Source organism: Nitrosococcus oceani ATCC 19707 (genome assembly GCF_000012805.1).
GTDB lineage: Bacteria > Pseudomonadota > Gammaproteobacteria > Nitrosococcales > Nitrosococcaceae > Nitrosococcus > Nitrosococcus oceani.
Genome location: NC_007484.1, coordinates 1,737,674 through 1,760,169 on the forward strand (window position 1 = coordinate 1,737,674; position 22,496 = coordinate 1,760,169).

31 protein-coding genes and 1 pseudogene are annotated in these 22,496 nt (G+C 50.7%); 22 read left to right on the top strand and 10 right to left on the bottom strand.

Annotated features, from left to right (window positions below):
* Positions 1-302: 302 nt before the first annotated feature.
* Both NOC_RS08405 and NOC_RS18155 read right to left on the bottom strand, forming a co-directional pair.
* The gene (locus NOC_RS08405) at positions 303-1,235 is read right to left on the bottom strand and encodes a transposase (RefSeq protein WP_244860122.1); all 933 of its coding nucleotides are present in this window, start codon (positions 1,233-1,235) and stop codon (positions 303-305) included.
* Positions 1,184-1,543, bottom strand: a complete 360-nt coding sequence (locus tag NOC_RS18155; protein WP_002811071.1) for a helix-turn-helix domain-containing protein — start codon at positions 1,541-1,543, stop codon at positions 1,184-1,186. Before NOC_RS18155 ends, NOC_RS08405 begins: the two co-directional genes overlap by 52 nt.
* A gap of 319 nt (positions 1,544-1,862) precedes the next feature.
* On the opposite strand from NOC_RS18155, the gene NOC_RS18630 reads away from it, so the two are divergent.
* On the top strand, positions 1,863-2,021 hold the full coding sequence (locus NOC_RS18630; protein ID WP_425311385.1) for a hypothetical protein: 159 nt from the start codon (positions 1,863-1,865) through the stop codon (positions 2,019-2,021).
* A 144-nt stretch (positions 2,022-2,165) separates the two neighbouring features.
* Positions 2,166-2,498: a transposase gene (locus NOC_RS18635; protein WP_071414728.1), complete on the top strand. Its 333-nt coding sequence runs from the start codon at positions 2,166-2,168 to the stop codon at positions 2,496-2,498.
* Between the two features lie 49 nt (positions 2,499-2,547).
* Here NOC_RS18635 and NOC_RS08415 read toward each other — a convergent pair whose 3' ends face one another.
* Positions 2,548-2,892, bottom strand: coding sequence for a phage integrase N-terminal SAM-like domain-containing protein (locus NOC_RS08415; RefSeq protein ID WP_002811211.1), 345 nt, complete (start codon positions 2,890-2,892; stop codon positions 2,548-2,550).
* A 725-nt stretch (positions 2,893-3,617) separates the two neighbouring features.
* Here NOC_RS08415 and NOC_RS17405 point away from each other — a divergent pair.
* From NOC_RS17405 to NOC_RS18160, 8 genes are all read left to right on the top strand, one after another.
* Positions 3,618-3,890 (top strand): hypothetical protein, encoded by a 273-nt coding sequence (locus NOC_RS17405; RefSeq protein WP_147094535.1) that lies wholly within the window; start codon positions 3,618-3,620, stop codon positions 3,888-3,890.
* 651 nt (positions 3,891-4,541) lie between these two features.
* On the top strand, positions 4,542-4,781 hold the full coding sequence (locus tag NOC_RS17410) for a hypothetical protein (RefSeq protein ID WP_147094534.1): 240 nt from the start codon (positions 4,542-4,544) through the stop codon (positions 4,779-4,781).
* 49 nt (positions 4,782-4,830) lie between these two features.
* Positions 4,831-5,307: a Uma2 family endonuclease gene (locus NOC_RS08430; RefSeq protein ID WP_036497337.1), complete on the top strand. Its 477-nt coding sequence runs from the start codon at positions 4,831-4,833 to the stop codon at positions 5,305-5,307.
* Between the two features lie 124 nt (positions 5,308-5,431).
* The gene (locus NOC_RS08435) at positions 5,432-5,674 is read left to right on the top strand and encodes a ribbon-helix-helix domain-containing protein (RefSeq protein WP_002809035.1); all 243 of its coding nucleotides are present in this window, start codon (positions 5,432-5,434) and stop codon (positions 5,672-5,674) included.
* A complete protein-coding gene (locus tag NOC_RS08440) occupies positions 5,659-5,997 on the top strand; it encodes a type II toxin-antitoxin system PemK/MazF family toxin (RefSeq protein WP_002811207.1) in 339 nt (112 codons plus the stop codon). Before NOC_RS08435 ends, NOC_RS08440 begins: the two co-directional genes overlap by 16 nt.
* Positions 5,998-6,079: 82 nt before the next feature.
* A complete protein-coding gene (locus NOC_RS08445) occupies positions 6,080-6,433 on the top strand; it encodes a hypothetical protein (RefSeq protein WP_002810089.1) in 354 nt (117 codons plus the stop codon).
* 278 nt (positions 6,434-6,711) lie between these two features.
* Positions 6,712-7,020, top strand: coding sequence for a hypothetical protein (locus tag NOC_RS08450; RefSeq protein WP_011330695.1), 309 nt, complete (start codon positions 6,712-6,714; stop codon positions 7,018-7,020).
* A 389-nt stretch (positions 7,021-7,409) separates the two neighbouring features.
* The gene (locus NOC_RS18160; protein ID WP_231561727.1) at positions 7,410-7,598 is read left to right on the top strand and encodes a hypothetical protein; all 189 of its coding nucleotides are present in this window, start codon (positions 7,410-7,412) and stop codon (positions 7,596-7,598) included.
* 73 nt (positions 7,599-7,671) lie between these two features.
* On the opposite strand, the pseudogene NOC_RS18485 reads toward NOC_RS18160, so the two are convergent.
* The 3 genes and pseudogenes from NOC_RS18485 to NOC_RS18175 all read right to left on the bottom strand — a co-directional run.
* Positions 7,672-7,725, bottom strand: a pseudogene (locus NOC_RS18485) (hypothetical protein); the annotation flags it as partial.
* A 171-nt stretch (positions 7,726-7,896) separates the two neighbouring features.
* Entirely contained in the window at positions 7,897-8,097 is a 201-nt protein-coding gene (locus NOC_RS18170; protein WP_002810799.1) for a transposase, read from the bottom strand.
* Positions 8,094-8,606 carry a helix-turn-helix domain-containing protein gene (locus tag NOC_RS18175; RefSeq protein WP_002811689.1) on the bottom strand — a complete coding sequence of 171 codons (513 nt, stop codon included), beginning with the start codon at positions 8,604-8,606 and terminating at the stop codon, positions 8,094-8,096. The genes NOC_RS18170 and NOC_RS18175 overlap by 4 nt, the downstream gene beginning before the upstream one ends.
* Before the next feature lie 68 nt (positions 8,607-8,674).
* Between NOC_RS18175 and NOC_RS08460 the strand changes: the two genes are divergently transcribed.
* Positions 8,675-8,827, top strand: coding sequence for a ribbon-helix-helix protein, CopG family (locus tag NOC_RS08460; RefSeq protein WP_002808869.1), 153 nt, complete (start codon positions 8,675-8,677; stop codon positions 8,825-8,827).
* Between the two features lie 60 nt (positions 8,828-8,887).
* Here NOC_RS08460 and NOC_RS08465 read toward each other — a convergent pair whose 3' ends face one another.
* Positions 8,888-9,853 (bottom strand): zinc metalloprotease HtpX, encoded by a 966-nt coding sequence (locus tag NOC_RS08465; protein ID WP_011330696.1) that lies wholly within the window; start codon positions 9,851-9,853, stop codon positions 8,888-8,890.
* A 191-nt stretch (positions 9,854-10,044) separates the two neighbouring features.
* Between NOC_RS08465 and NOC_RS08470 the strand changes: the two genes are divergently transcribed.
* Positions 10,045-10,536 carry an Hsp20/alpha crystallin family protein gene (locus NOC_RS08470; RefSeq protein ID WP_244859936.1) on the top strand — a complete coding sequence of 164 codons (492 nt, stop codon included), beginning with the start codon at positions 10,045-10,047 and terminating at the stop codon, positions 10,534-10,536.
* 106 nt (positions 10,537-10,642) lie between these two features.
* Complete coding sequence (locus tag NOC_RS08475) at positions 10,643-11,146, top strand: phosphate-starvation-inducible PsiE family protein (RefSeq protein WP_002811152.1); 504 nt, start codon at positions 10,643-10,645, stop codon at positions 11,144-11,146.
* A 26-nt stretch (positions 11,147-11,172) separates the two neighbouring features.
* On the opposite strand, the gene putP is transcribed toward NOC_RS08475, so the two are convergent.
* A complete protein-coding gene (gene putP / locus NOC_RS08480; RefSeq protein WP_002808707.1) occupies positions 11,173-12,669 on the bottom strand; it encodes a sodium/proline symporter PutP in 1,497 nt (498 codons plus the stop codon).
* 725 nt (positions 12,670-13,394) lie between these two features.
* On the opposite strand from putP, the gene NOC_RS08485 reads away from it, so the two are divergent.
* The 6 genes from NOC_RS08485 to NOC_RS17415 all read left to right on the top strand — a co-directional run bounded on the left by NOC_RS08485 (position 13,395) and on the right by NOC_RS17415 (position 16,942).
* On the top strand, positions 13,395-13,604 hold the full coding sequence (locus NOC_RS08485) for an XRE family transcriptional regulator (protein WP_049750812.1): 210 nt from the start codon (positions 13,395-13,397) through the stop codon (positions 13,602-13,604).
* Positions 13,605-13,777: 173 nt separating this feature from the next.
* Complete coding sequence (locus NOC_RS08490) at positions 13,778-13,996, top strand: DUF2945 domain-containing protein (RefSeq protein ID WP_011330698.1); 219 nt, start codon at positions 13,778-13,780, stop codon at positions 13,994-13,996.
* 8 nt (positions 13,997-14,004) lie between these two features.
* Complete coding sequence (locus NOC_RS08495; protein ID WP_002810610.1) at positions 14,005-14,547, top strand: DUF488 domain-containing protein; 543 nt, start codon at positions 14,005-14,007, stop codon at positions 14,545-14,547.
* A 473-nt stretch (positions 14,548-15,020) separates the two neighbouring features.
* Positions 15,021-15,152, top strand: coding sequence for a hypothetical protein (locus tag NOC_RS18385; protein ID WP_002809252.1), 132 nt, complete (start codon positions 15,021-15,023; stop codon positions 15,150-15,152).
* A gap of 143 nt (positions 15,153-15,295) precedes the next feature.
* On the top strand, positions 15,296-16,765 hold the full coding sequence (locus NOC_RS08500) for an L-lactate permease (RefSeq protein ID WP_002809910.1): 1,470 nt from the start codon (positions 15,296-15,298) through the stop codon (positions 16,763-16,765).
* A 6-nt stretch (positions 16,766-16,771) separates the two neighbouring features.
* Positions 16,772-16,942 carry a hypothetical protein gene (locus NOC_RS17415; protein ID WP_002808657.1) on the top strand — a complete coding sequence of 57 codons (171 nt, stop codon included), beginning with the start codon at positions 16,772-16,774 and terminating at the stop codon, positions 16,940-16,942.
* A gap of 118 nt (positions 16,943-17,060) precedes the next feature.
* Here NOC_RS17415 and NOC_RS18640 read toward each other — a convergent pair whose 3' ends face one another.
* Positions 17,061-17,345: a hypothetical protein gene (locus NOC_RS18640; protein WP_011330700.1), complete on the bottom strand. Its 285-nt coding sequence runs from the start codon at positions 17,343-17,345 to the stop codon at positions 17,061-17,063.
* Positions 17,346-17,536: 191 nt separating this feature from the next.
* On the opposite strand from NOC_RS18640, the gene NOC_RS08510 reads away from it, so the two are divergent.
* The 3 genes from NOC_RS08510 to NOC_RS17725 all read left to right on the top strand — a co-directional run bounded on the left by NOC_RS08510 (position 17,537) and on the right by NOC_RS17725 (position 19,136).
* The gene (locus NOC_RS08510) at positions 17,537-18,256 is read left to right on the top strand and encodes a PD-(D/E)XK nuclease family protein (RefSeq protein ID WP_002810120.1); all 720 of its coding nucleotides are present in this window, start codon (positions 17,537-17,539) and stop codon (positions 18,254-18,256) included.
* A complete protein-coding gene (locus NOC_RS08515) occupies positions 18,253-18,831 on the top strand; it encodes a hypothetical protein (RefSeq protein WP_002809298.1) in 579 nt (192 codons plus the stop codon). The genes NOC_RS08510 and NOC_RS08515 overlap by 4 nt, the downstream gene beginning before the upstream one ends.
* Positions 18,832-18,998: 167 nt before the next feature.
* Positions 18,999-19,136 (top strand): hypothetical protein, encoded by a 138-nt coding sequence (locus NOC_RS17725; protein ID WP_002810329.1) that lies wholly within the window; start codon positions 18,999-19,001, stop codon positions 19,134-19,136.
* Between the two features lie 53 nt (positions 19,137-19,189).
* On the opposite strand, the gene NOC_RS08520 is transcribed toward NOC_RS17725, so the two are convergent.
* Complete coding sequence (locus NOC_RS08520) at positions 19,190-21,541, bottom strand: NADP-dependent malic enzyme (protein ID WP_002808659.1); 2,352 nt, start codon at positions 21,539-21,541, stop codon at positions 19,190-19,192.
* Between the last annotated feature and the right edge of the window lie 955 nt (positions 21,542-22,496).

Genomic DNA, 22,496 nt, shown 5'->3' on the forward strand with positions numbered 1-22,496 from the left:
TTTTGTTGAGCTTAATGGTTTCGAAAGGATACCTCTATCAGGGTAATGGGATTGAATTACAAAATAGCTGATGAATCAGCTATTTTTTGTTATAGCATAAGGATTAACAGCATAGTTTATAGAATAGGAAAGGATATAGCAAGTTTAGGCCTATTGGCAGTTAATATCCAAGCAATTCAGGTAACAGTCATCAAAGTATAGATAATACTTTGGTAGATAGCATTCTAAGCTTATACTTAAAAATAAATAAATCTGTACCGCTTATTACCCGCAGAGGGTAAAGCTGCTTTTGGAGTTGGCGGCTAACGCTCGCGACCGGGGCTGAGCGCACCCCTGCGCTCTCGCTCACCGCGCTTTTCCTGCTTCGTCCCAGCCCTTGGGTAGTGTCCGTCATCGAGTGACAGCCTCCTCCGGTTTGTGTGCCAGTCCACAGGCATCAATTCCCGTGCTCCCACGGTATTACCTATTAAATCGATCACCCGAGCGGCGGCAATGTCCCGGTCGTGCGCGCTTCCACAGTGTTCGCACGTCCAGGACCGCACCCTCAGCGGCAGCTTCTCCCCTACCGTCCCGCCATCAGGACAAACCCCCGTGGTCCGTTGAAACCTCGGCACAATATTGAGTTGCCGTCCATACCACTTCGCTTTGTAGGTCAGCTGCCGACGTAGCTCGTACCAGCCGCAGTCCCCAACCGATCGAGCTAGCTTCCCGTTGGCCATCATGCCACGCACGTTCAGGTCCTCCATCGCTATGGCTTGGTTTTCGCGTACGATCGAAGTACTCAGTCCGTGCAGAAAGTTCGCCCTCTTGCTGGCTATTCCTTGGTGGAGTCGCGCTACGCGGCTCCTTTGCTTACACCGATTATTCCCGCCTCTGGCCGCTTTGGCTAAACGGCGCTGGGCAAACTTCAACCGGCGCAAGGCGTTCTTTAAAAATCTTCTGGGTTTCTCCTTCCTCCCATCACTCATGGCCACCAGAGTCGATAACCCTAAATCGAGCCCAATGGTTTTATCCGTCATGGGTGGGTAGGTCACGTCGATACCGTTGCACTGGAGCGAGACGAACCATTGCCCGCAAGCATTGCGGCTCACGGTGGCACTGTTGGGCATCACCGCAATAGCCCGATAGGACCACGCCGCGCGCACCGGGCCGAGCTTGGGCAGGCGCAGCCGCTCGCCTGGAATCAGCACTTTATCCCCGCGGCGCTTATCGAGTTGGAAAGTACATGAGCGCACCCGTCCGCGCCGTTTAAACTTCGGGTAGCGGGCCTGCTTTTGAAAAACTTCTGGAAGGCTTCCTCCTGGCTTTTCAGCACATAGGTGAGCACCGTCGCGCTGGCAGTCTTGAGAAAAGTTTTCTCTTTCTTGATCGCCGTCAGTTCCCTCGAAAGAGAAATAGCATTCAGGGACTCGCCGTCTTGTTTGTAGGCGGTGGAGCGCCGGTCAAGCGCCCAATTCCGTACATACCGGCAGGCATTAAACTCTTTCTCTAGCTGCCGCCGTTGCCGGAGTGTGGGGTAGAGTCTTAATTGGTACGCTTTCATATTCGGAAAACCGCCGTCGCCAAAAATTTAACCTGGCCCTCGCGCTCGATGCGCCACTTCGTTTCGCCTGTCTGCGTGCGGACACGCACAGGCAGGCGCTCTCGCTGAAGGGTCGTCGTACTTCCCTGTACTCCTTCTTATGAATCTCTTTTATCTTTAATTCTTTAAAGTATCTTGTGTGCCTGATTTTCTATTTAACCTGAGTTCTGGATAAACGGAGGGGTGTCTCCTGGACCAGGAATCTGGAAGACTCTCCTGGTGACGACAAGAAAAAACAACCAGCAGGCACCCGTGATGAGCTCAGAGGCTTTATTTTGTGATGTCGATGATTTTTGCCAAGTCTTTTTACCCCAATGGGATACGAGAGCAACTGACTTGTGGAGAACGGCAACGGCGGCGCTCCGCAAGCCTGTCAGTCAGTGAAATCATGACGGTGGTGATCCATCTCACTACCGTCATTTCAAGGGCTATTATCTAGGCTATGTCAGAGGCCATCTCAAAGGTGCTTTCCCCAAGCTGGTCAGTTATCAACGCTTTGTAGCCCTGACCCCTTCAGGGTTGATTGCCCTGCGTGCTTATCTCCAGCGGCGTAAGGGTCCAGCCACGGGAGTGGCTTTTACTGATGCCACTTCCATTGCCGTTTGTCATAACCGAGGCATCGACCGCCATCAGGTGTTCAGAAAAATCGCCAGACGGGGAAAAACCTCCCTGGGCTGGGTTTTACGGCTTTAAACTGCATTGGGTGATCAAGGACCGGGGCGAGCTGCTCGCTGCAAAAATATGCATAATCGGTTCTTGCCCCCCGTTTGATAAGCGCTTGTTGCCCAGGCGCTCGCTTATTGAGACTATTCATGATCAATTCAAAAATATCTCTCAAATTGAGCACACTCGTCGTCGCAGCATTGCCAATTTCATGGTTAATTTAGTCGCCGGGATGATTGCCTACACCCATTAGCTGCTCAAACCCTCACTTAACCTGACCAATACAGAAGACGGGCCATCACCTATTTTCCCTGTGGCGGCAACGCCAAGACTTTTCTTGCCTCGTTGGGTGTGAATACCACCGGAAGACGCGACGGCTTTTTTGCCCGTTCCACCTCATCCAGCCATTCCACGTCCTGCTTCAAACCCCCGCGATACAAGAACAGAATGGCGTTGAGCGCCTGATTCTGCGTGGAAGCCGCCACCTTTCCCTTGACGGCGAGATGGGTTAAAAAAGCACTGATCTCCACTTTGCCCATATCGCCAGGGTGGCGCTTGCCATAGAAAAAAATGAAGCGCTTGATCCAACCCCGATACGCTTGTTCTGCGCGGATGCTGTTGTGCCTGACACGAATAGCCGCCCGCACTTGATCGAGGAGCTTAGGTTGAGACTTGGGTTTGAGATGCTCATGCGTATATCACCGATTAGCAAAACTCAATAACTTCAGCTATAGATATGATATCGGCGGTTTTTTCCTGTTTAAGAGAGAGGAGGCGTCTTATAAGACGCAGGTCGTAAAATGAATATAAAATAAAGTGGAGGTGCGTATTTGCCAAAACCAATATACGTTGTCAGGGTTAGTAATTATTTGATGTAAGGATAGAAATAGGGACTGGATGGTGGTCGGTTGCGTATAAAAAGGCGCAACTTAGTCAGTCAATTTCATGATAGGTCGGCGCGAAGCGCCGACCTATCGGGTCGAAGTTGACCCCCCGGTCGCCACGGCGGCGCAAAGCGCCGCCTATCTCCCGTAGGTAATTTAGGAAGCCAGGTCCAAAGATCTTTTTTAGCAAATTTATTTGGTAGCGTTAAATTAGGTCTTGTAGTTCTACCCGTTGCTGAGCGCCGAACCCTTGGTTCCTGCTGTGCAGAGCTGCTGATACAACTGCACGAAAATAAGCTGTGTTACCTGAGAGGACTACTACCGTATACATTGATGACAACATCCCCCTTAGCGATGAAGCCAAAGCTCAGCTAGATTCAGTCGGAATCCGCGTTCATACGAATTGCTGTTCAATTGAACACGCCGGCATTCAAGCCGCAGATCATGCATCTCATGCTTTAGGGTCTATGCTCATGGAGCAGATGGGTTTGATAACCAAACGCGTCAAAGCAGGAGAAAACTCTGGATACCATCCTGACGAATTGATTGAGCTTGGCTTTGAACTATGGGCGAGTCTTCGTTACGCACTATTCGGTAACAATGAGTACATAGAGGGGCTTTCATCGCCACCGGATGATCCAGCTAATCCTTATTTTAGAGTCGAGGGTATTGGGTTATACATATCTCCCGACTGCCAAAAAGATTTAGAGGAGAACTCGCGCCAATGCTTTGGCATCAACTACCTAGGGTGTATCCATTAGTATGAGCATCAAGCCCATGCTCGCATATGCATCTATTACCCAGGAGAACCCACCAGTCAACTCCCCGATTCGGCTTATAGCAGATTAATAATGGTATATTCGTTAGATGATTTAACTAATCTGTTGATTGGAGATCGAGCTAGATCGACTGTTTCAATTCTGATTGAGGCTGCCGCTAATGCCCTAGGCTTAATAGGTAATGATCTTCGAGCCCCAAGTAAAAAGATGGACCAATTTGTTGACTCCTACATAGTCAGTGGACGGGATCTCATAGCATCTGCTTAGGTTGCTAAGGACGAAACAGTGCAAAGAACATTATTAGTTCAGGCGATATCAAAATTAACACAGGGTGCAGCAGCAACCACTGACCTTTATGCTCAAGCTACTGCTCAATATTTTATTGGTGTGTGCTTTTTTGTTTACGGGAATAGGATAACGTAATATTTTGGTTTAAGCGCGCACATGATACTCTCGAAAATCATTTTTATGAACTTGATACTAAGGATAATAATGCTCTACGTACTGAAGAAGTCCTAACTCTTGCTGCAGGGTTAGGATTGTACTTGAGGAGTCGGAGGAGGAAACGATCCTTGGAGTATCGTCAATTGGTTGTAAAACTAGTTGTTTCTATTGAAGAAGTGTTAAGAAATTATGGGGTACAATACAAGCCGTTTAGTAAGTTTGACGCTCTCGATAATCCGGACTCTGGCGGTGATATGCCTGCGCCTTAGCTTTGTCGAACGGCGAAACGGGGTCAAGCTTGAAAAGTTGAATTGTGAACTGGCTAACGAAGTCAATGCACTCGGACTACTCCCTGCGGTTGCCACGGCGGCGCAAAGCGCCACTTATCTCTCGTTGGAGCGGACACCGCTGCGCAGCTTTCCCCGATAGGCTTAGCTATTTATGTGGTCTATCCGAAATTTAAATAGAGGTGGTGAAAATGAGTTGGGCTGAGATCTGTCAAGATCCTACGCTAAGGGACCTTCCTTATAAAATTCAGACCGACAAATGGGGAAACATTGTAATGAGTCCTGCCACTAATGAGCACGGGATTTATCAAGCCAAAATTGTTGCCTTACTTAGCAAGTTAATGAATGAGGGTACGATAATTTCAGAGTGTTCCGTTCAAACTAGCGAAGGAATAAAAGTGGCGGATGTGGCTTGGGCTTCAGAGAAATTCATGCAAAATAATAGAGGTAAGAGTCCATTTGATGAAGCACCTGAAATATGCGTAGAGATATTGTCACCCTCAAATACCAAAATGGAGATGGAAGAAAAAAAGGAATTATATTTTGCTAGAGGAGCTAAGGAATTCTGGATGTGTGATAAAAAGGGAAGTATCAGTTTTTACAAAAACACAGGTCCATTAGAACACAGTAATATCATAGAAGGGTTTCCTGGCACGTTATCAGTTTAGCCTAACTCGGCGCTGCACCGGAGGCCGCTAGCGCGGCCCCGGTGAGCTTGGTCGTTAGGTTTTTCTGTACCTTGCCTTTTACATCATCAATAGTATGATAATAAATCATACTTAGAGGTGATACATGAGCAAGGCGAAAATTGCGATCACGATTGATAAACCCATTCTGGCGCGCATTGATAGGCTGGTAGCCAAGCAAGTCTTCTCCAGCCGCAGCCAGGCTATTGAAGCAGCAGTAGAGGAGAAAATTGAGCGTCTAGCGCACGGGCGACTTGCACGGGAGTGCGCCAAACTCGATCCTGCCTTTGAAAAGGCGTTAGCTGAAGAAGGGCTCTCCCAGGAGTTGGATGAGTGGCCCGAATATTAAGAGGCGATATCCGCTGGGCTGATCTCAATCCCACTCGGGGTTATGAGCAGGCCGGTTTTCGGCCGGTGGTTATCCTCAGCCACGATATCTTTAACGAACGCTCCAGCACAGTCATCGCTATGGCGATTACTAGCCAGCCTCAGCGAGCCGGTTTTCCGTTAACTCTGGAATTACATTCAGGGGGTCTGCCTAAGCGTTCGTGGGTTAAGATCAGTCAGATTCGCACTTTGTCTGTTGAGCGGATTGGCAAGAAGATCGGGAGAACATCGCCTGAAGAGTTAGCTCAGCTTGTCGAAGGGTTAAATGAAATCATCGTAACCTAACTTGGCGCTCAACTCGGAAAAACAGATAATTCCTACGCTTAGGTAAATTATAGACTCTGTAAAGAATATTGAGGAAAGGAGTGTGGCGTCGGAGGACAAAAAAACTAAAAATTTCTGGGAGAAATTGTCTTCGGTATCTACTCTTATATCAGGAGTATTGATAGCAGGAATTGGCCTTTGGGCAACACAAACTTACGACTATCGGCAATTGGAAATTAATAAACTTTCGGCGTTAGACAAACTTAGACCCCTCTTGATTTCAGAGAATCCTAATGAACGAGTATTTGCTTACTCTGCATTTGTCACACTTGAACATGAGGAACTTACTATTCGAATGATCTCCCAAAATCAAGATGAAGCGGGAAAAAAATTCTTACGAATCTGGCAAAGAAATCAGAAAAAAATACCATACGAAGCTCTGCCAGAGAAACGCTGACGGCTTTAGAAAGGATCTAGGTACTTGATAATGCGGACCCGGACTATACGAACCCTCCGTTTGGCGACACGTTGTCTTTATTGAATAACACCGGGAATGTAACCAAAACTATTCGCGGATTTAATATCGCTCAGACAGTAGGAAATCATAAACTAATAGCTGCGTCTCCTGATGGTAGCTACGTCCTTGTTGCTGAAAATGTCAGCGGCAAACTCTCAAAGTACGACGGAGCACTTAATATGGCTTGATCTACGACATATCCCGATGGGGAGATTGGTATGGAGACAGTAGCTATTTCTTCGTCAGGTTATGCATATGTTCTTACTAGTAGTGGCACCATATATGGACATAGCATTCTTCGGGTTGATCCCACTGATGGAACAACCTTGGGTGGAGCGGCCTTCGGAGGGTTTGATGTTGCCATAGATGATACGAATTATGCTATCTGGATCGTCGGGGCTGATGTAAAGAAACTCAATATCTTCTTAGAGCAAGAATGCGCGCTTGATCCGGTCGAATGGACTGCCGTTTCTGTTGATTTTGATTCGAGTGGTTCTATATGGATTGCAGAAAGAAAGCACTCGTAAGTAGAGGGTAGTAAAAATAGACTTCTGAAGGTAGATACAAATTTTAATATAATCAAGGTCATCGATCTTCTTTCTACTCCGCGGGCCGTTAAAGTAGACAGGCGAGATGACACTATATGGGCGATCATCGGAAAAAAACTATACAAGTTCACCAAAGACGGAAATGAGATTTTACATACCGAGGAGCGAGTCGATAGCATAACTCTTAACGAATAGGACAGTACTGTATGGGCTGCTGGATTTAAAGAAGTCCTTCATTATAGTAGCGATGGAAGACTCCTTCTAAGAAAAGGCGGATTTTCGGGTGACCAAAAATACATCGTAATATCCTAGGATGGAAAGTAGAATCATTATTAGCCTGTTCCCTTATTCCGTAAGAAGAGGCGATCTTGTTTAGTTTTCTCGCTAGCAGTGCTGGCTGGCTTTGGCGTTTTGCCATGACTGATTGCGGTTCGGTCCCTCCTTACCTTGTCAGCCTGGAGAATTCGCGTTTCTCAGCGGTCCTCGGGCGGTGGCTAGGCCACGGCCCTTGGGGTCTTGACCGCTCCACCTGCCTGCAGCAGGCAGGCGCACTTTAGAGGTTCCGGCGCTCCCCGCCGTACCGAACAACACAACATTTTTGGCTGCGTTGATGTCCCTATCGTGGACAGCCCCACATTCACACACCCATTCACGGACTTTGCTGGTGGATGCCCAACGGTCCACGATAAAAACATCACGGCCCTACCATTGGGCCTTATATTCAACCTGCCGCCGCAGTTCATACAGGCCACAGTCCGCAATGGCTCTGCTCAGGCGGCGGTTTCTTAACATTCCTTTGATATTCAAATCCTCCAGGCAAATCACTAGGTTCTCGCTCATCAACCTGTTGGATATTTAGTGCAAAAAATCCCGGCGGCTGTCTTTAATCCGGGCATGGATTCGAGCGAGGCGGACTTGTTGCCTGCGCCTCCGCTGAGAGCCTTTCTTCTTGCTAGAGAGTCTGCGCTGCGCCATTCTCAGTTGCCGGGCATAGCGGTAAGTGTATTTAAGCGCGCCAGACCTCCACCCCTCGGAGGTGATGACCACATCCTTCACGCCGCATCCACACCGAAGGCATTCCTCCGCGCCAGCAGCCCATTCATCTCCACCTCACAGGCCATGCTGACGAAATAACGGCCCGCAGGGTCTTTATTCACCGTCACCACCTTGGGAATACCGCCTACCTCGCACGACCATTTCAACTTCAGCGCCCCAAGCTTGGGCAATATCAATCTCGTGCTCTCGGCGTTGAACTTCTTCGCTACATGGCGCTGGTCCAGTTGATAGCGTACCGATGGGGTGTGGTGGTGGCTTTTAAAGCGATGATAGCGAGCACGGCCAGAAAAGAAGTTCCTGAAAGCCGTGTCCTGTTCTTTGAGCTTTTTAGGTAGGGCAACCGGCGGTGGCTTCGCTAAAAGCCAAGGGCACGCCGTTTGCTTTAGCGCCGTCAACTGACGGTTCAGGATCGAATAGTTCAGCGACTCTTTGCTCTCCTTATACGCCTTCGTTCTCGTCTCCAGCGCCCAATTCCACACAAACCGGGCATGGCCGAACTCAATGGCCAATTGCCGCTTCTGCGTAGGCGCGCTATGCTAATATACAACAATTGTAATACAATGGTTAGGTGATCGCAATGGCAAAAGCATTGTTAAATGCGCGCATCGATTCCGCGCTCAAAAAGAAGCTTCAAACTTTAGCGGAAAGAGAAAACCGAACGCTATCCAATCTCGTCGAGACCGTGCTGGCTACTTACGTGAAACGCGAATTGATGGCAAAACGCAAGTAAGGCGGCCCTCGCCTCCCTGCCTGCAGCAGGCAGGGAGGCGTCGTACATCCCTGTACTCCTTCAATGCCAAAGACCCGTAATATGCCAATGAGGTTTTCTTCTTACCCGAATAAAATGCGGGGGGAGTTGGAAGGTAGCCTCCCCTAGGCTAGGCACGAAGGAAGCGCTAGCGGGCGGTTTCGGCTTCAACGATAAAAGCCGTTGTATGCGTTCTTCAGTTCGAGGATGGGTGCGGAGTAATGAGGGCTCTGGGCTATGGCGATCTGGCGTCAGCAGACGTTCCAGCAATCCCCTATGTTGCCGTTCTAATTTAACTAGCGCTGAGGCAAGACCTTGGGGATCTCCCGTAAGATTAACGGCGCTTAAATCAGCGTCAAATTCGCGAGTTCGGGAGAGGGCGAGTTGCAGTAACGCGCTGATAGTGGGGGCAAGGATGAGCAGCAGGATGGCAAGCCACGAAAGACTCGTTTTGGTCAACAAAAATAAAGGTAGATTAATCACTACTAACAGTTGCCCAAGAAGGGAGAGGGCATGGGTCATGCGACTGGCTAGATCGGCGAGTGTCATGACCCATATATCATTGTTGCGAATATGACCAATTTCATGCGCCAGCACTCCCGCCAATTCCCGTAAGGTAAGTTGACGTAATAGGCCATCGGTAATAGCAATGACGGCGTCGGTACGCTTCCCCACTGTAAATGCGTTTATAATCTGGCTAGGGATATAATAGAGAACGGGTGTTTGTAATAGGCCAGCCCGTTTTGCTAATTCCTGAGCGAGTGTGTAAAGCTGAGGGGCATCGTAGGGTGTTAGACGGCGGCCCCCGTACATGCCAAGGAGCAAGCGGGGTGGGATTTTGGGACCAAGTGCCAGTAGGAATATACCGCTCGCCACAGTCCCTATCATGAATAGAGGCCCCCCTAAAAACCATCCGGGCATGGCAAGCAATAGAATCATGCCTAGTAACAATAACGCGGACTGGAGCCAATTCGTTATTCTATGTTTCAGCAGGTGGTCTGTCTGCATGGAAAGGACCTGAAGTAAAAAGATTATTGTACCTATTAATTTTAAAAAATTAATAGGTTGAAAATCGATTCCTGTAGCTCTATATAAAAAGTTAATCCTGGTATGTATCACGATAACAGGAGAAATAGTTATTGGATAGAAATATAGGTTTGAGGAGAGCAATGATGGCTAAAGACAAAAGGAGTAAGGAAGTGGCCCATTCGGAACCACGGCAGGAAGTACGGTCGGGAAGCGTCACGCATGGGCTGAGTCCTTTCGAGGAAATGGATCAGATTTTTGAGCGCTTTTTCCCGCGGGGATGGCTGCAGCCATTTCGCCGGGAATGGCCGATGAGAAATGAACTAATGACACCCTTTGAAGTACAGATGCCCCGCGTGGATGTTATTGATCGGGACGAAGAAGTGGTGGTGCGCGCCGAGATACCCGGCGTGGATAAAAAAGATCTGGATGTCTCGGTGACCGAGAATACGGTGACTATCAACGGCCATAGATCTGCCGAGGAAGAGGAAGATACGGGCGACTACTACCGCCGGGAAATTTCCCGAGGCGCTTTTTCGCGTACGGTGATGTTGCCGAGAGAAGTGGATGGCGAAAAAGCGAAAGTCTCCTTCAAGGAAGGAACCCTAGAACTCATTCTACCTAAGGTAGAAAAATCAAAGCGGCATAAAATCAAGGTTGAATAAGCATTTTATGTTTATCCCAGGAGCCTGGCGTGGGCTGGGCTCCATATCTGCTATTGTGCCTATTAAAGTATAAATTCAGGTTCACCGTAATGGGTAGAAAAGGACGATGGCCAAGACAGCGGGAGAGACAGAAAAAATTTTAGAAGGGCCGAGGGAAATTATGGGAGACACTCGGCGCTATTGGTCGCTCATGAGCTTTTATGAGCGATTTGAGCATGCTGTTGCGCTGGTATTAACAGGATTGATTGCGGCCATCATATTAATTGCTTTGTGGCGGCTGATGGGCTCGGTCTGGACTTTGATTGTCATTCAATCCCGCGATCCCTTGGATCATGCTGTTTTCCAAACGGTGTTTGGTAATATCATGACGTTACTCATTGCCATGGAGTTTAAACACTCTATATTGAGGGTAATAGAGCGTAAGGAACGGATTATCCAGGTTAAGACCGTGCTACTGATCGCCCTGCTTGCTTTAGCACGAAAATTTATTATTCTAGATATCTCAGCAATATCGGCTTCTCTGCTAGCAGCGCTAGCATTGTCTTCCCTTGCTCTTGGAAGCGTATATTGGTTGTTGCAGGAGCGGGATGATCGGCGGGGCTCTTCTTGATGAAGCCTAATTTATTTTTCTTAAATTTAGGTTTGGCGATCCTCAGTATTATTGTTTGTATTAAAAGGCTTGGTATTGTTAGCAATCGCATTAAATTGCCGTTCGATCTCGATTCCAGGGGCGGTGCTTAGCAAACTAGCGCCGACAATGGCGATAGCTGAGAAAATAAAGCCGGGCACCAGTTCGTAGAGGTCAAAAATTCCCCCGTTTAACTGCTTCCATAATAAAATCGTCATTCCTCCCACGATAATTCCAGCTAGTGCTCCTTGTCGGGTCATTCGTTTCCAGTAAAGGGCCATGAGGAGGGTGGGGCCAAAAGCAGCGCCAAACCCAGCCCAGGCATAGGCCACTAGTTCCAAAACTTGGCTTTCCGGATCGAGGGCTAGCCATAATGCCAGGGAAGCAATGATGACGACGGTGGCCCGGCTCACATAGACCAATTCCCGAGCACTTGCTTGATGGCGCAGGAGGGCTTTATAAAAGTCATCGGTAAATACCGCCGAGCAGACCAATAGTTGGGAATCGGTGGTGCTCATTATAGCTGCCAGGATAGCGGCTAGTAGGACTCCGGCAGGCAAGGGGTGGAAGAGGATACTGACCATTTCAATGAATACTTTTTCGCTGTCAGCCGTGGAAAGGGGTGGATGTAAGAAGGAGGCTCCCGTAATTCCCACCAAGAGGGCGCCGATTAAGGTCAGGGTCACCCAACCCATGGCGATCCGCCGCGCCTGGGGCACGGCGTTAAGGGAATGAATGGCCATGAAACGAACCTGAATATGAGGTTGGCCGAAATACCCTAACCCCCATCCTAGCAGGGAGAGAATAGCGATAGCCCCTAGGGGCTCATCGGTCGTCGCTACAAACAGGTAGAGCCGTTCAGCATCAATGCCGGCCAAGGTGGCCTGCCAGCCCCCCAGGTGGAGAATGGCGACCACAGGAACGGCGAGCAGGGCGAGCAGCATCAATAGGCCCTGCACCAGGTCGGTCCAGGAGACGGCGAGAAATCCCCCGACGAAAGTATAGCTCATAATGGCCAGGGTACCGGCGGTTACGGCCCACGTATAGGGTAGACCGAAGACGGCGTTGAACAGTTTTCCCCCCGCCACCAAGCCTGCACTGGTATAAAACAAGAAAAAAATCAGAATGAAAGCTGCCGCAACGCAGCGTAGCAGATGGCGATGATCATGAAAGCGCTGAGCCAAAAATTCCGGCAAGGTGAGTGAATCTCCAGCAGCCGTGGAATAGGCCCGCAACCGGGCAGCCACCAGGCGCCAGTTGCCATAGGTGCCCAACCATAAACCGAGGGCAATCCAGCCAGCTTCCAAGCCATGAAGATAAGCGTAGCCAGGTAGTCCCAAAAGGAGCCAACCACTCATGTCAGAAGCCCCTGCACTCAAGGCAGTGGTCCAACTTCCGAGCTTGCGGCCCCCAAGGATATAGTCGGATAAATCCCGGGTCCGGACGTAGGCCAGCAGGCCAAGCAGCAGCATGACGGCGAGGTAAATGATAAAAGTGACTATCATCACGGTTTGGAAAGTTAACCTCAAGGAGTAGAGATAGGGGCGGAATTATAAGGAGATATTCATGGCGCTAAAATATGTTTTTGAGCTTGCTCCTGGGTGAAGAAGGCTACACGAAGTGCAATATCTAGTGAACATCTAAAGAGTCAGAAAACTACTCGGTTTAGTTAAAACAAAAAAGTATCTCACCTCTGCAGGCTAAGCTTCAGAATTGCGTGCGGTAGTGGCCGTGTGTTCCGCGACTTTGAGCATCCCAACACCGATGTGGAGCAAGCTAAGGTCATTCTGGCCGACCAAATTAAAAGATGTTAAGTCGATTTTTGCTTTATGCCCTCCGATCAAATGATTTTCAGAGCCAAATAAGAAATTTGGCTTCAGACTCCACAGTTCAGCATATGCGCGTGCCTGATTCGAAGGTGCTAACGCTTACATTACCATCACTAGAAACTTAAAAGCGCTTGGTAGAAAAATTGATTTTATTTCGGATGAGTATGAGAATTTATCTGAAGTTTACCAGCAAAGACTCACCGCCCTTGCTGAACTGAAGCAATCCTTCCTGCACAATGCCTTCACTGGAGAACTGACCGTAAAATCTGACACCGTCCTCAAGCACGGGGCGGTGGCATGAATGAAGCCGAAGCCCGTGGCGAGGGGATTTACCAGATTGCTAAGGAGATAGAGAAATGACCCACAAACACATCGGCTCTTCCTGAAGGAGGAGGGCATTTTTGAGGAAGCTACCCCCCCATGCCTTCAAGCGCATGCTAACCTGGCAGATTACTGAAGCCATGGAGGTCAAGGGACTTACCACGACCGCCATGGCGCGCCATATGAAGATCAGTTGCGCCCAGCTCGATCGTCTGCTGGACCTGAACAACGAGAAGGTGCAGCTCGCTGCCTCCGCTGTTGGCCGTACCCTGCGTATTAAATTGGCCTGAAGTAGGGAGAGAGTCCTGCTTTGCTTCCTGAAATAGGGATGGCCGGAGAATTCAAAAAAATCGTATGCTCAGCCTTTGGCGGCGTCCTTAGCAGTCGGAAGCAGCCTCGCTGGATCCATTTACCCTGTTATGTTACCAGTTATAATTAAATTACTACGATCAAGGATATTCACATGACTGAGAAATTTAAAGTTGGCGATCACGTAACGTGGAACTCGGAAGCTGGCCGCGTCAGCGGGACGATCCAGAAGGTCCATACCAGCGACTTTGACTACAAGGGCCACACGCATCGCGCTTCCGTCGACGATCCGCAATATGAAATTAAAAGCGATAAGACTGATCATATCGCAGCACATAAAGGCAGTGCGCTTACGAAGTCGGCACGCAAATAGACGAGAGGGTGCTTCCATTCTACACGATCGGCCATTCCGCGCGGACGCTCGATGCCTTTCTCGATCTGCTGAGAGCAGCCCAGGTGACGGTTGTGGCCGACATCCGCTCGGTGCCAAAATCGAGAACTAATCCGCAATACAATAAGGATATACTGCCAAATACGCTGACCGCCTTTCAAATTGGCTACGAACACATCGCCGAGCTGGGCGGATTGCGTGGCAAGGCCAAGTCTGTAGAGCCGACTGTTAATAGCTTCTGGGAAAACCGAAGCTTTCAAAATTATGCCGATTATGCTCTCAGTGTCTCATTCCGCGCTGGCCTGGATCGGCTAATCGCGCTGGGGCATGCACGACGATGCGTGATGATGTGTTCGGAAGCCGTATGGTGGCGTTGCCATCGGCGGATTGTCGCGGATCATCTCATTGCCCGTGGTGAGAGCGTTATTCATTTAATAGGCAGGGATAGGGCTGAACCGGCAAAGCTGACCGCAGGCGCGTGCGTTCATAAAAATGGGAGGGTGACCTACCCAGCGGGAAGTATCGAGGGTTAAATAGGAACGGCGATCGCAGAAATTAGATGCTATTACCACCGTTGCTTGTCCTCCGGTTGCTCTAGAATCAGCACCATTTGATCGTAGATCAATGAGCATAGGTAACTTAGACTGGGAAAACCTTTAATACCTCTCAATTACTTACTAGGGATCGGCCCACGAAACGGGAAAAATCGTACGCTAAGTCGCTCGTGGCGCATAACGGTTTTAGTCGTCGGATCTATCGGAAATTGCAGTATCGCCTTATACCGAACCGACGGTATAATGTGATAGATTTGTGACTTCGGCGTCGTTGAGATGTTCCATTCCATGTCCGCTTCGTTGGTATCCCGCGACCAAGTGCTTGATCGTCCGAGCTTCGTTTTCATAGCGTGCGGCCTGGCCACAACCGCGTCATTTGATCGGACCCTCCAAGCTCTGCTGGATCGTGTGCTTGCGCCGGTAGTTTGATACCAGGTCACAGGAGAAATCTAATGACTGAGCTAACCCCCGCGCCACGCGTTCATTACGTCGGACTAGATATTTTCTACCAAGGGGCCGGACACCAAGCACGGATTCCCTACCTCGTCGCCTTTGTTCTGGAACTTCATCCTGCTACTGAATGACGGCTATCATGTCGTTGCACCCGACTATCGGGCTTCGACTAACCCGCTACACGCTATTAATTATTCGATTTCTGAGTAAACATGAGTGCACATAGCGCATTTTGGTTCGGGCGACCAGGCGTAGTTGATCGCGTGGGCTTGCCATGATGGCGGTCTGGGCTGCGTTGCCCATCGGGGTCGCGCTTGGGATGCTCGTGTTCCGCGTCGGACCGATCGGGACGGCCGCGACCGCGCTGGCCTGTGGCGTGGGTGTGGCGATGGGAGTGTTTGCCGCCGAAATGGGCCCAATCTTATCCGCCCAGGCTGCAATGGCGTCGCTGTTTGTCGAGGTTGCAGCCATCTTGTTCGGTGGCCTTTGGCTGAGCCGGATATTGACAGCGACCGGCGCGCAGCAGCGCCTGGCCGGCTGGCTGACGGGTATGTGTCGCGATCCGGCTCGGGCGGTCCTGCTGGTCGTACTCGGCGTGGTGCCGTTCGCGGAGTCGATGACGGGTTTCGGGATCGGCGTTGTGGTCGGTATTCCGCTGCTGATCCAATTCGGCTTCCCTCGGGTTCACGCCGCCATACTCGGGCTGTTGGGACTGATCATCGTCCCGTGGGGCTCATTGGGACCCGGTACACTGGTCGCGGCCCGCTTGACTGGCATTGATTTTCAGGCGTTGGGCATTGCCTCCGCGTTGCTGTCGGGGCCAGTCTTTATATTGATGGGTGCGGGGGCTCTGACGCTGGGTGTCGGCGGGCGGCGTGCCGCGGCCGCCTGGCCTGATTTGGTACTGACCGCTGGCGTGCTCTGGGTTGCGGTCTGGGGCGTCAACGTCGTTCTCGGAACGCCACTGGCCGGGGTATTGGGTAGTTTGGCCAGTATCAGCGCCTTATTGATTCGGGTGCGTTTGTATGAGCGGCAGTCGCTGGTCATCCCACTGCTGGTTCGCCGCGATCTGGCGCCTTACGCGATGCTGATTGCGGGACTGCTTGTGACCTCGGCATGGATGGCCTTGTGGCCTGGCAAGGCGCCCGCCTGGTTGAGGGTGCTGCACAGTCCCGCGACTTGGTTGCTGGTAACCGCTGCGTTGACACCCGTACTGCTTGGCCAATCCATGCAGGCCCAGCCGAGGGCGCTGCGCCAGACGCTTAGCGGCTGGTGGCCGATCGCCCTAGCTACGGTACTGTTCCTAGCGTTAGGCACGTTGTTGAGCAGCACCGGGATGAGCACGGTGCTGGCCCAGGCCGGCGCGCAACTAGGACCCGCCTATCCGGCCCTTGCGCCCTGGATTGGCGCGCTCGGCGGCTTTCTGACCGGCTCGAACACCGGGGCAAGTGCCATGTTTGCCGCTAGCCAGGCGCAAGCGGCGCAGGCGATTGGCTACCCGGTGCTGACGTTGGTGGCGTTTCAGAACGTTGCGGCGTCGTTGGCGACTATGGCCGCAGTACCACGCGTGATGATGGCCTGTCGTATCGCACAAGATGCACCACCACCGCAACAGGCAATATTTGCGACAGGTGTTACGGCGGACGCGTCGGTCGTCTCCCGATCCCACGTCTGGCCGATCGTCTTGGTGCTCAATGGTTTGATATTAGTGGTGCTCTCGGCTCTGTCGATGGGACTGATGTGATGGCCAATGAGTTATTGGCCGGCACTTTACTACCCCGGTCCCGCCGATGGTCAAGGGTTGCAACGGCTTGTGGATTTTGCCCTCGTTCACAAGGACCATTGTTTAAATTGCCCCTCGATAGCGGCTTTCTCCTGGGTCAGCTTGGCCCTGGTGGTGGCCATTATACTCAACCCATAATATTAGCCCGAAGCCCGCCTGGTGGGCTAGAATAGCCCATGAAGCACAGGGGATCGGCGTACCTCTCAGGGTATACGCCAGATAGCTACGGATATCGCTAAGGTATTATACGCCTAATTTATCTGCTGACTTTGGTGCGCCGTGTGCTCGAAAAATCGTAGGTGCTGTTGACGATAATATGCTCGCCCTCAAGGCTAATCATGGCCATGATTATATTGCATACCGTGCTGGCAATTCTAGCTTCCGGGAAGATGAGTGCCGTGTTCACGACCCCATGGCGGGAGGCAACTTCGCCCTGCTTCGCAAGATCGCCATCAGTCTGCTCGTCCGGGACCGCTCCAACAAAACTAGTCTGCGTGGCAGATGCAGAAAAGTAGCCTGGGACAACGATTATATGCGCCAACTTTTTTAAACCAATTTCATTGCGCTATCCCTGCGCTTCTTGGGAATTCAAAACCGTAGGTTCCTGTTCAAATGTGCTCGCTGGTCCCAGTTGAAAGAATTCCGCGCTGAGTAAAGAAATTCTGAAGGAATTCAGTTTGACGCCGAAAAAGAGAAAACATTCACCGCACGCTTAATTTTTTTCTTTACCCAATGACCCCCCTTGATGAAAAAACTTTTGAAGCACTCCAGGATGAATGGTCCCATGTGCTTGAGCTGCATAAAGCGGCTCGCCGTAAACGCATTCATGCCAGAGTGATTCAGTGGGAAACGCGCCTTTCTGAGCTAAAAGATGAGCAGAAGAGGCTTATCAACTCGGGGCGGTGGGTGAGAGGGCCTGCGGACATCCTTTCTGTCATCGGCAAGGCCCGGAGAGAGCTTTATCATTCGGCTATTTTACGCTGGTTGCTTGATCCCCTATCGCCTCATGGGCTTGGGATTAAATTTCTCCGGGGATTTCTTCAAGCAGCGAAGCTCCCCCCGCTCGTAACTAAATTGGCACCTGAGGATATCCTCTCTATTGAGACCGAAGTGGCCCGTGTGGAAGCGAGGGCGGATATCGTCATTTCGACCGTTAGCGGTTTAATCATCATAGAGAACAAGATAGATGCCTCGGAAGGGGATAACCAATGCCAGCGTCTGTTCGAAGCATTTAGGCGTGAAAATGCCTGGTTTATCTTCTTGACCTCCAATGGTAGGACGCCCTCATCAGCGCCCGCTTGTGTTCGGGCGCATTTTAGACCCATAAGTTACCGCCAAATACAGCGATTGCTGATGGCAGCTCTAGAAAGCAGTCCACAAGGTAATCCGGATGCTCCAGGCAGAGCTTCCGCGCGTAGCTACTTAGCCACTCTTCAAAAAGAGGTGTTATGAAACGAATTGAAGATGAACGCATCCAATTTTTTCTCCGCCACCATAAGCTGATTCGCCAGTGGGCCGCTATTGAGCCGGAGGCTCGGAAAGTTATCAATGAATTCCTTCAAACGCTTGGAGATTTTGCTAAAGATCAACAAAATTCAGCCCCAGATTCCTGGAAGATTTGCTGGGATTTTAATAGCTCCTGGCCAAGGATTTTACGGTTTCTACCGGAATGGGGTGAATCTGAAGGGACTTTGCCCCGGGTAAGCATTGGTTTGGAATGGTATAAGCCCTCCGTGGATCTTCTGTCTCCTACCGGTTCACCTTATGTCGGCGTTCGGATTGATCCCAACCTGCAAGGGAGCAGGATACTCCACGATAGACTCCAGCAAAGCTGTCAACATTGTGCTCAAGGTTATGGCTTTGGCTCTGAGCGTTGGTGGCCAGCCTTTAAATCCATCCCGCCTAGTGATGAGGAATTTTGGAAAGACTTGGATGCCTATAGAGCGCAGCTTGACAAGGAATTTGAGCAAGCATGGGAATTATTCGCTCCTATTGTGAGCCAGACTCTCCGCGCATCTAATCCATGACACTGATCTCCCCGCAGCTTAGTGATTATCAAGAGAGCCCTCTACTTCTTAAAGCTTCACCACCAATCCCGCCATTGGCTCAGCAAAGCCTGGATGTCCACGGTCTTTGAACCTCAATTGGACGAAAAAGTACTATAAGCTTCTTCAAACATCGGAATTGCTATCGAATGGCGCCAGATACGACTCTTGAGGTTCAAAGTCCTACCCAGGCGATTTATGACATGATCAACGACAGCGCCAAGGAACGCGTGGTGAATAAGCGTAAAATCCGGGAGATGCGCCATCAGGCGGGGATACGTTTCTAGATTTTACGCCGGTGATGATGGTGGTCAGCGCCTAGAGGATGGCTTATCAAGTATCAAGCTTGCTGGGAAAGTTCGATTTCCTGCGCCTGCACCGCGGCAATAGCGGCAATGTTCACGATAGCGTCCACGGAAGCATCCCGTTGCAATACATGATAGGGCTTGGATAAGCCCGTCAAGATTGGCCCGATGGCCTCGGCGCCGCCCAATTCCACCAGTAGCTTATAGGCGATATTCCCTGAGGTCAGATCAGGGAATATCAGCACGTTAGCGTCTTCCTTCAGCCGACTGAAGGGGTAGGTGGAAGAGAGAATGTCTTCATTAGTGGCGGTGTCGGCCTGCATTTCCCCGTCTACAACCAAATCCGGACGCCGGCGGTGCAGGATTTTCACCGCTGCTTGGACCAAGTCAACTAAGGAATGTTTAACCGAGCCAAAATTGGAAAAGGAGAGCAGAGCAACCCGAGGTTCAATATCGAAGTGGTGCGCCGTATCTGCCGCCGATAGGGCGATTTCGGCCAGGGTTTCCGCATCGGGGGTAATATTGACGGTGGTATCGGCGCAAAAGATAAGCCGGTTTTTGAACAAGAGCATATAAAGCCCGGAGGCATGGGAAATTCCTTTAGCCAGGGGGAGGATTTGCAGGGCAGGGCGGATGGAGTCAGGATAATGGTAGGTCTCGCCACAGACCACCGCTTCCACTTCCCCTTGCAGTAATAGCATGGGGGCATAGTAATGGCGGCGTAGCATATAGCGCCGGGCTTCGGCTAAGGTCACGCCCTTGCGGGCTCGCATGGCAAAGAACTGCTGGGCCAAATCCTCCCGCTGGGGGTGGGTCTGGGAGTCGAGTAGATCGATTCCCTCCAAGTTAACGGAGAGTTGTTTTGCTAAGGCTTGGATCTCATCAGGTTTGCCAAGCAGCACGGGCTTGCCGATACCTTCTTTGACAATCCGGGCAGCGGCACGAATGATGCGTTTATCATCTCCCTCGGGAAAAGCAATCCGGAGCGGGCCGGGGGAAACCGGCTTTTCCACGGGAGAGGTTTTAGACTCAAGGTGTTGGGTAGACAGTTGAGAGCGGCGCCTGGCCTTGTTGATGACTTGCCGCATAACCTCTTTGGAGCGTCCCAGACGGCGTTCCAATTGTTCCCGGTAGGCTCTAAAATCCCTGATAGGAACACGGGCTACCCCTGATTCGCCAGCCGCTTTCGCTACCGCAGTGGTGACTTCCAGTAATACCTGGGGATCAAAGGGCTTGGGAATGAGGTATTCCCGGCCAAATTCGATTCTTTCCATGCCGTAAGCCCGGCAGACACTTTCTGGCACCCCTTCCTTAGCCAGGGCAGCTAGGGCCTGGGCTGCGGCGACTTTCATGGCTTCATTGATGGCACGGGCCCGGACATCCAGCGCGCCCCGGAAAATGAAAGGAAAGCCGAGTACATTATTGACTTGATTCGGGTAGTCGCTGCGGCCGGTGGCCATAATTACATCGGGGCGGGCGGCCAGGGCATCGGGGTAGGTGATTTCCGGATCGGGATTGGCCAAAGCAAAAATAATGGGATTGTCGTTCATGGAGCGCACCATGTCGGGCGTGACCACATTGGCCACGGACAGTCCGCAGAAGGCATCTGCTCCCGCCAGGGCTTCTGGCAAGGTACGGAGCCGGGTAGGCCGGATAAATTGGGCTTTGTATTCATTATAGCGGGGGCGGCCGGGCATCAGATCCTCCCGTCCCTTATAGAGCACCCCCTTGCTATCGCAGAGGAGCAAGTTATCCGGGTCCACGCCCAGGGTAAGATAAAATTTGGCGCAGGCAATACTGGCCGCGCCAGCGCCATTCATGACCAGCTTGATATCCTCTAGCCGTTTGCCTGCCAGTTCGCAGGCATTGAGCAGAGCCGCACCCGAGATAATGGCGGTACCATGTTGATCGTCATGGAAAACCGGGATAGTCAGAGTTTCTCTTAACCGTTCTTCAATATGGAAGCAATCGGGGGCGGCAATATCCTCCAGGTTGATGCCGCCGAAAGTAGGTTCAAGCAACTGACAGGCTTGAATCACCTCCTCGGCGGTGGGGGCATTGAGTTCGATATCAAACACATCGATATCGGCAAAGCGTTTGAATAACACCCCTTTGCCTTCCATTACCGGTTTACTGGCCAGTGGCCCCAGAGGACCCAAGCCGAGTACCGCAGTGCCATTGGTGACGACCGCTACCAAATTGCCTTTACCGGTATAAAGATAGACATCATCGGGAGAGCGATGAATTTCTCGGCAAGGCTCGGCTACCCCGGGGGAATAGGCCAACGCCAGGTCATGCTGGGTAAGACAAGGCTTGCTGGGGATGACCTCTAGCTTGCCCGCCCGGCCCCGCCGGTGGTATTCCAGTGCTTCGTCGCGGAAAATCATGAATACCTCCTCCGCAGGTTAAGGGTGATTTAGATGCTTTTCCAGTCTATCACTTTAACCTGAATAGGGTTGAAATAGGTATTCTTATGTCTTCTGAAACAAGGCTAGCCTTCGGCGTTGCGAACACCTGCTAATCGGGATTTTCACACAACTAGCTAAGTGCCCATGCTTGCTATACGCTTTACTGATAACTGGAGAGTTAATTAGGCGAGCGGAAACCGCGAACGAATATTCACATTCCTTTTTTGTCTCTTCGTGAACGCCTCTACTTCTATGGGAAAAGGCCACTCTTTCAGCTCACCTTGGCGAGCAATCACCGGTGTTCTGAAAGAAGGGCATATACACTAGTAATTCCACCCTCTTGGGACGCTAGCCACATTGACAACCCGAATGGAATTAGTGACTTAATGCCGATGATTCACTCTCCGTGAAACCTAACGGTGCGTTTCAGCGGCTGCGAGCTGTCCGACTGCAAGGGTTTTGTCTTGGGATTTTGATGCCAATCATGCTTTCCGCCATGGCGAATAAAGACGCAACCCATTTCTTCAAGTTTCTTGATCAGATCCCGTCTTTTCACGATATCTCAAGCTCAGCGATCCTACGAACGTTAGGAATATTGCTGCTTGTCAATTCCTTGTAGATATCGATTAAATGTTCCTTTAATTCTTCCTCTGTTTCACCTTCTTGCCCAGTAGTCCGGAAATTCTTCAAGATATCCGAGCCACATATCATCATCTTTCCAATAAATGTACTTCTTTCTCATCATTTAAGCACCACTCATCAACTGTAGCGAGGGAAACAGAGACTAACATTTTATATAAGGGGCGCGAATCGCGGTGCGTCCCAGTGAGCGAAGCGAACAACTTGATGCAATTGTTAGGTGTTTTCATGCATTTCCATTATGTGTAATAGCTCACTTGATTTTACGATGGTAGCTGAGAAAATTCTTTCTAAA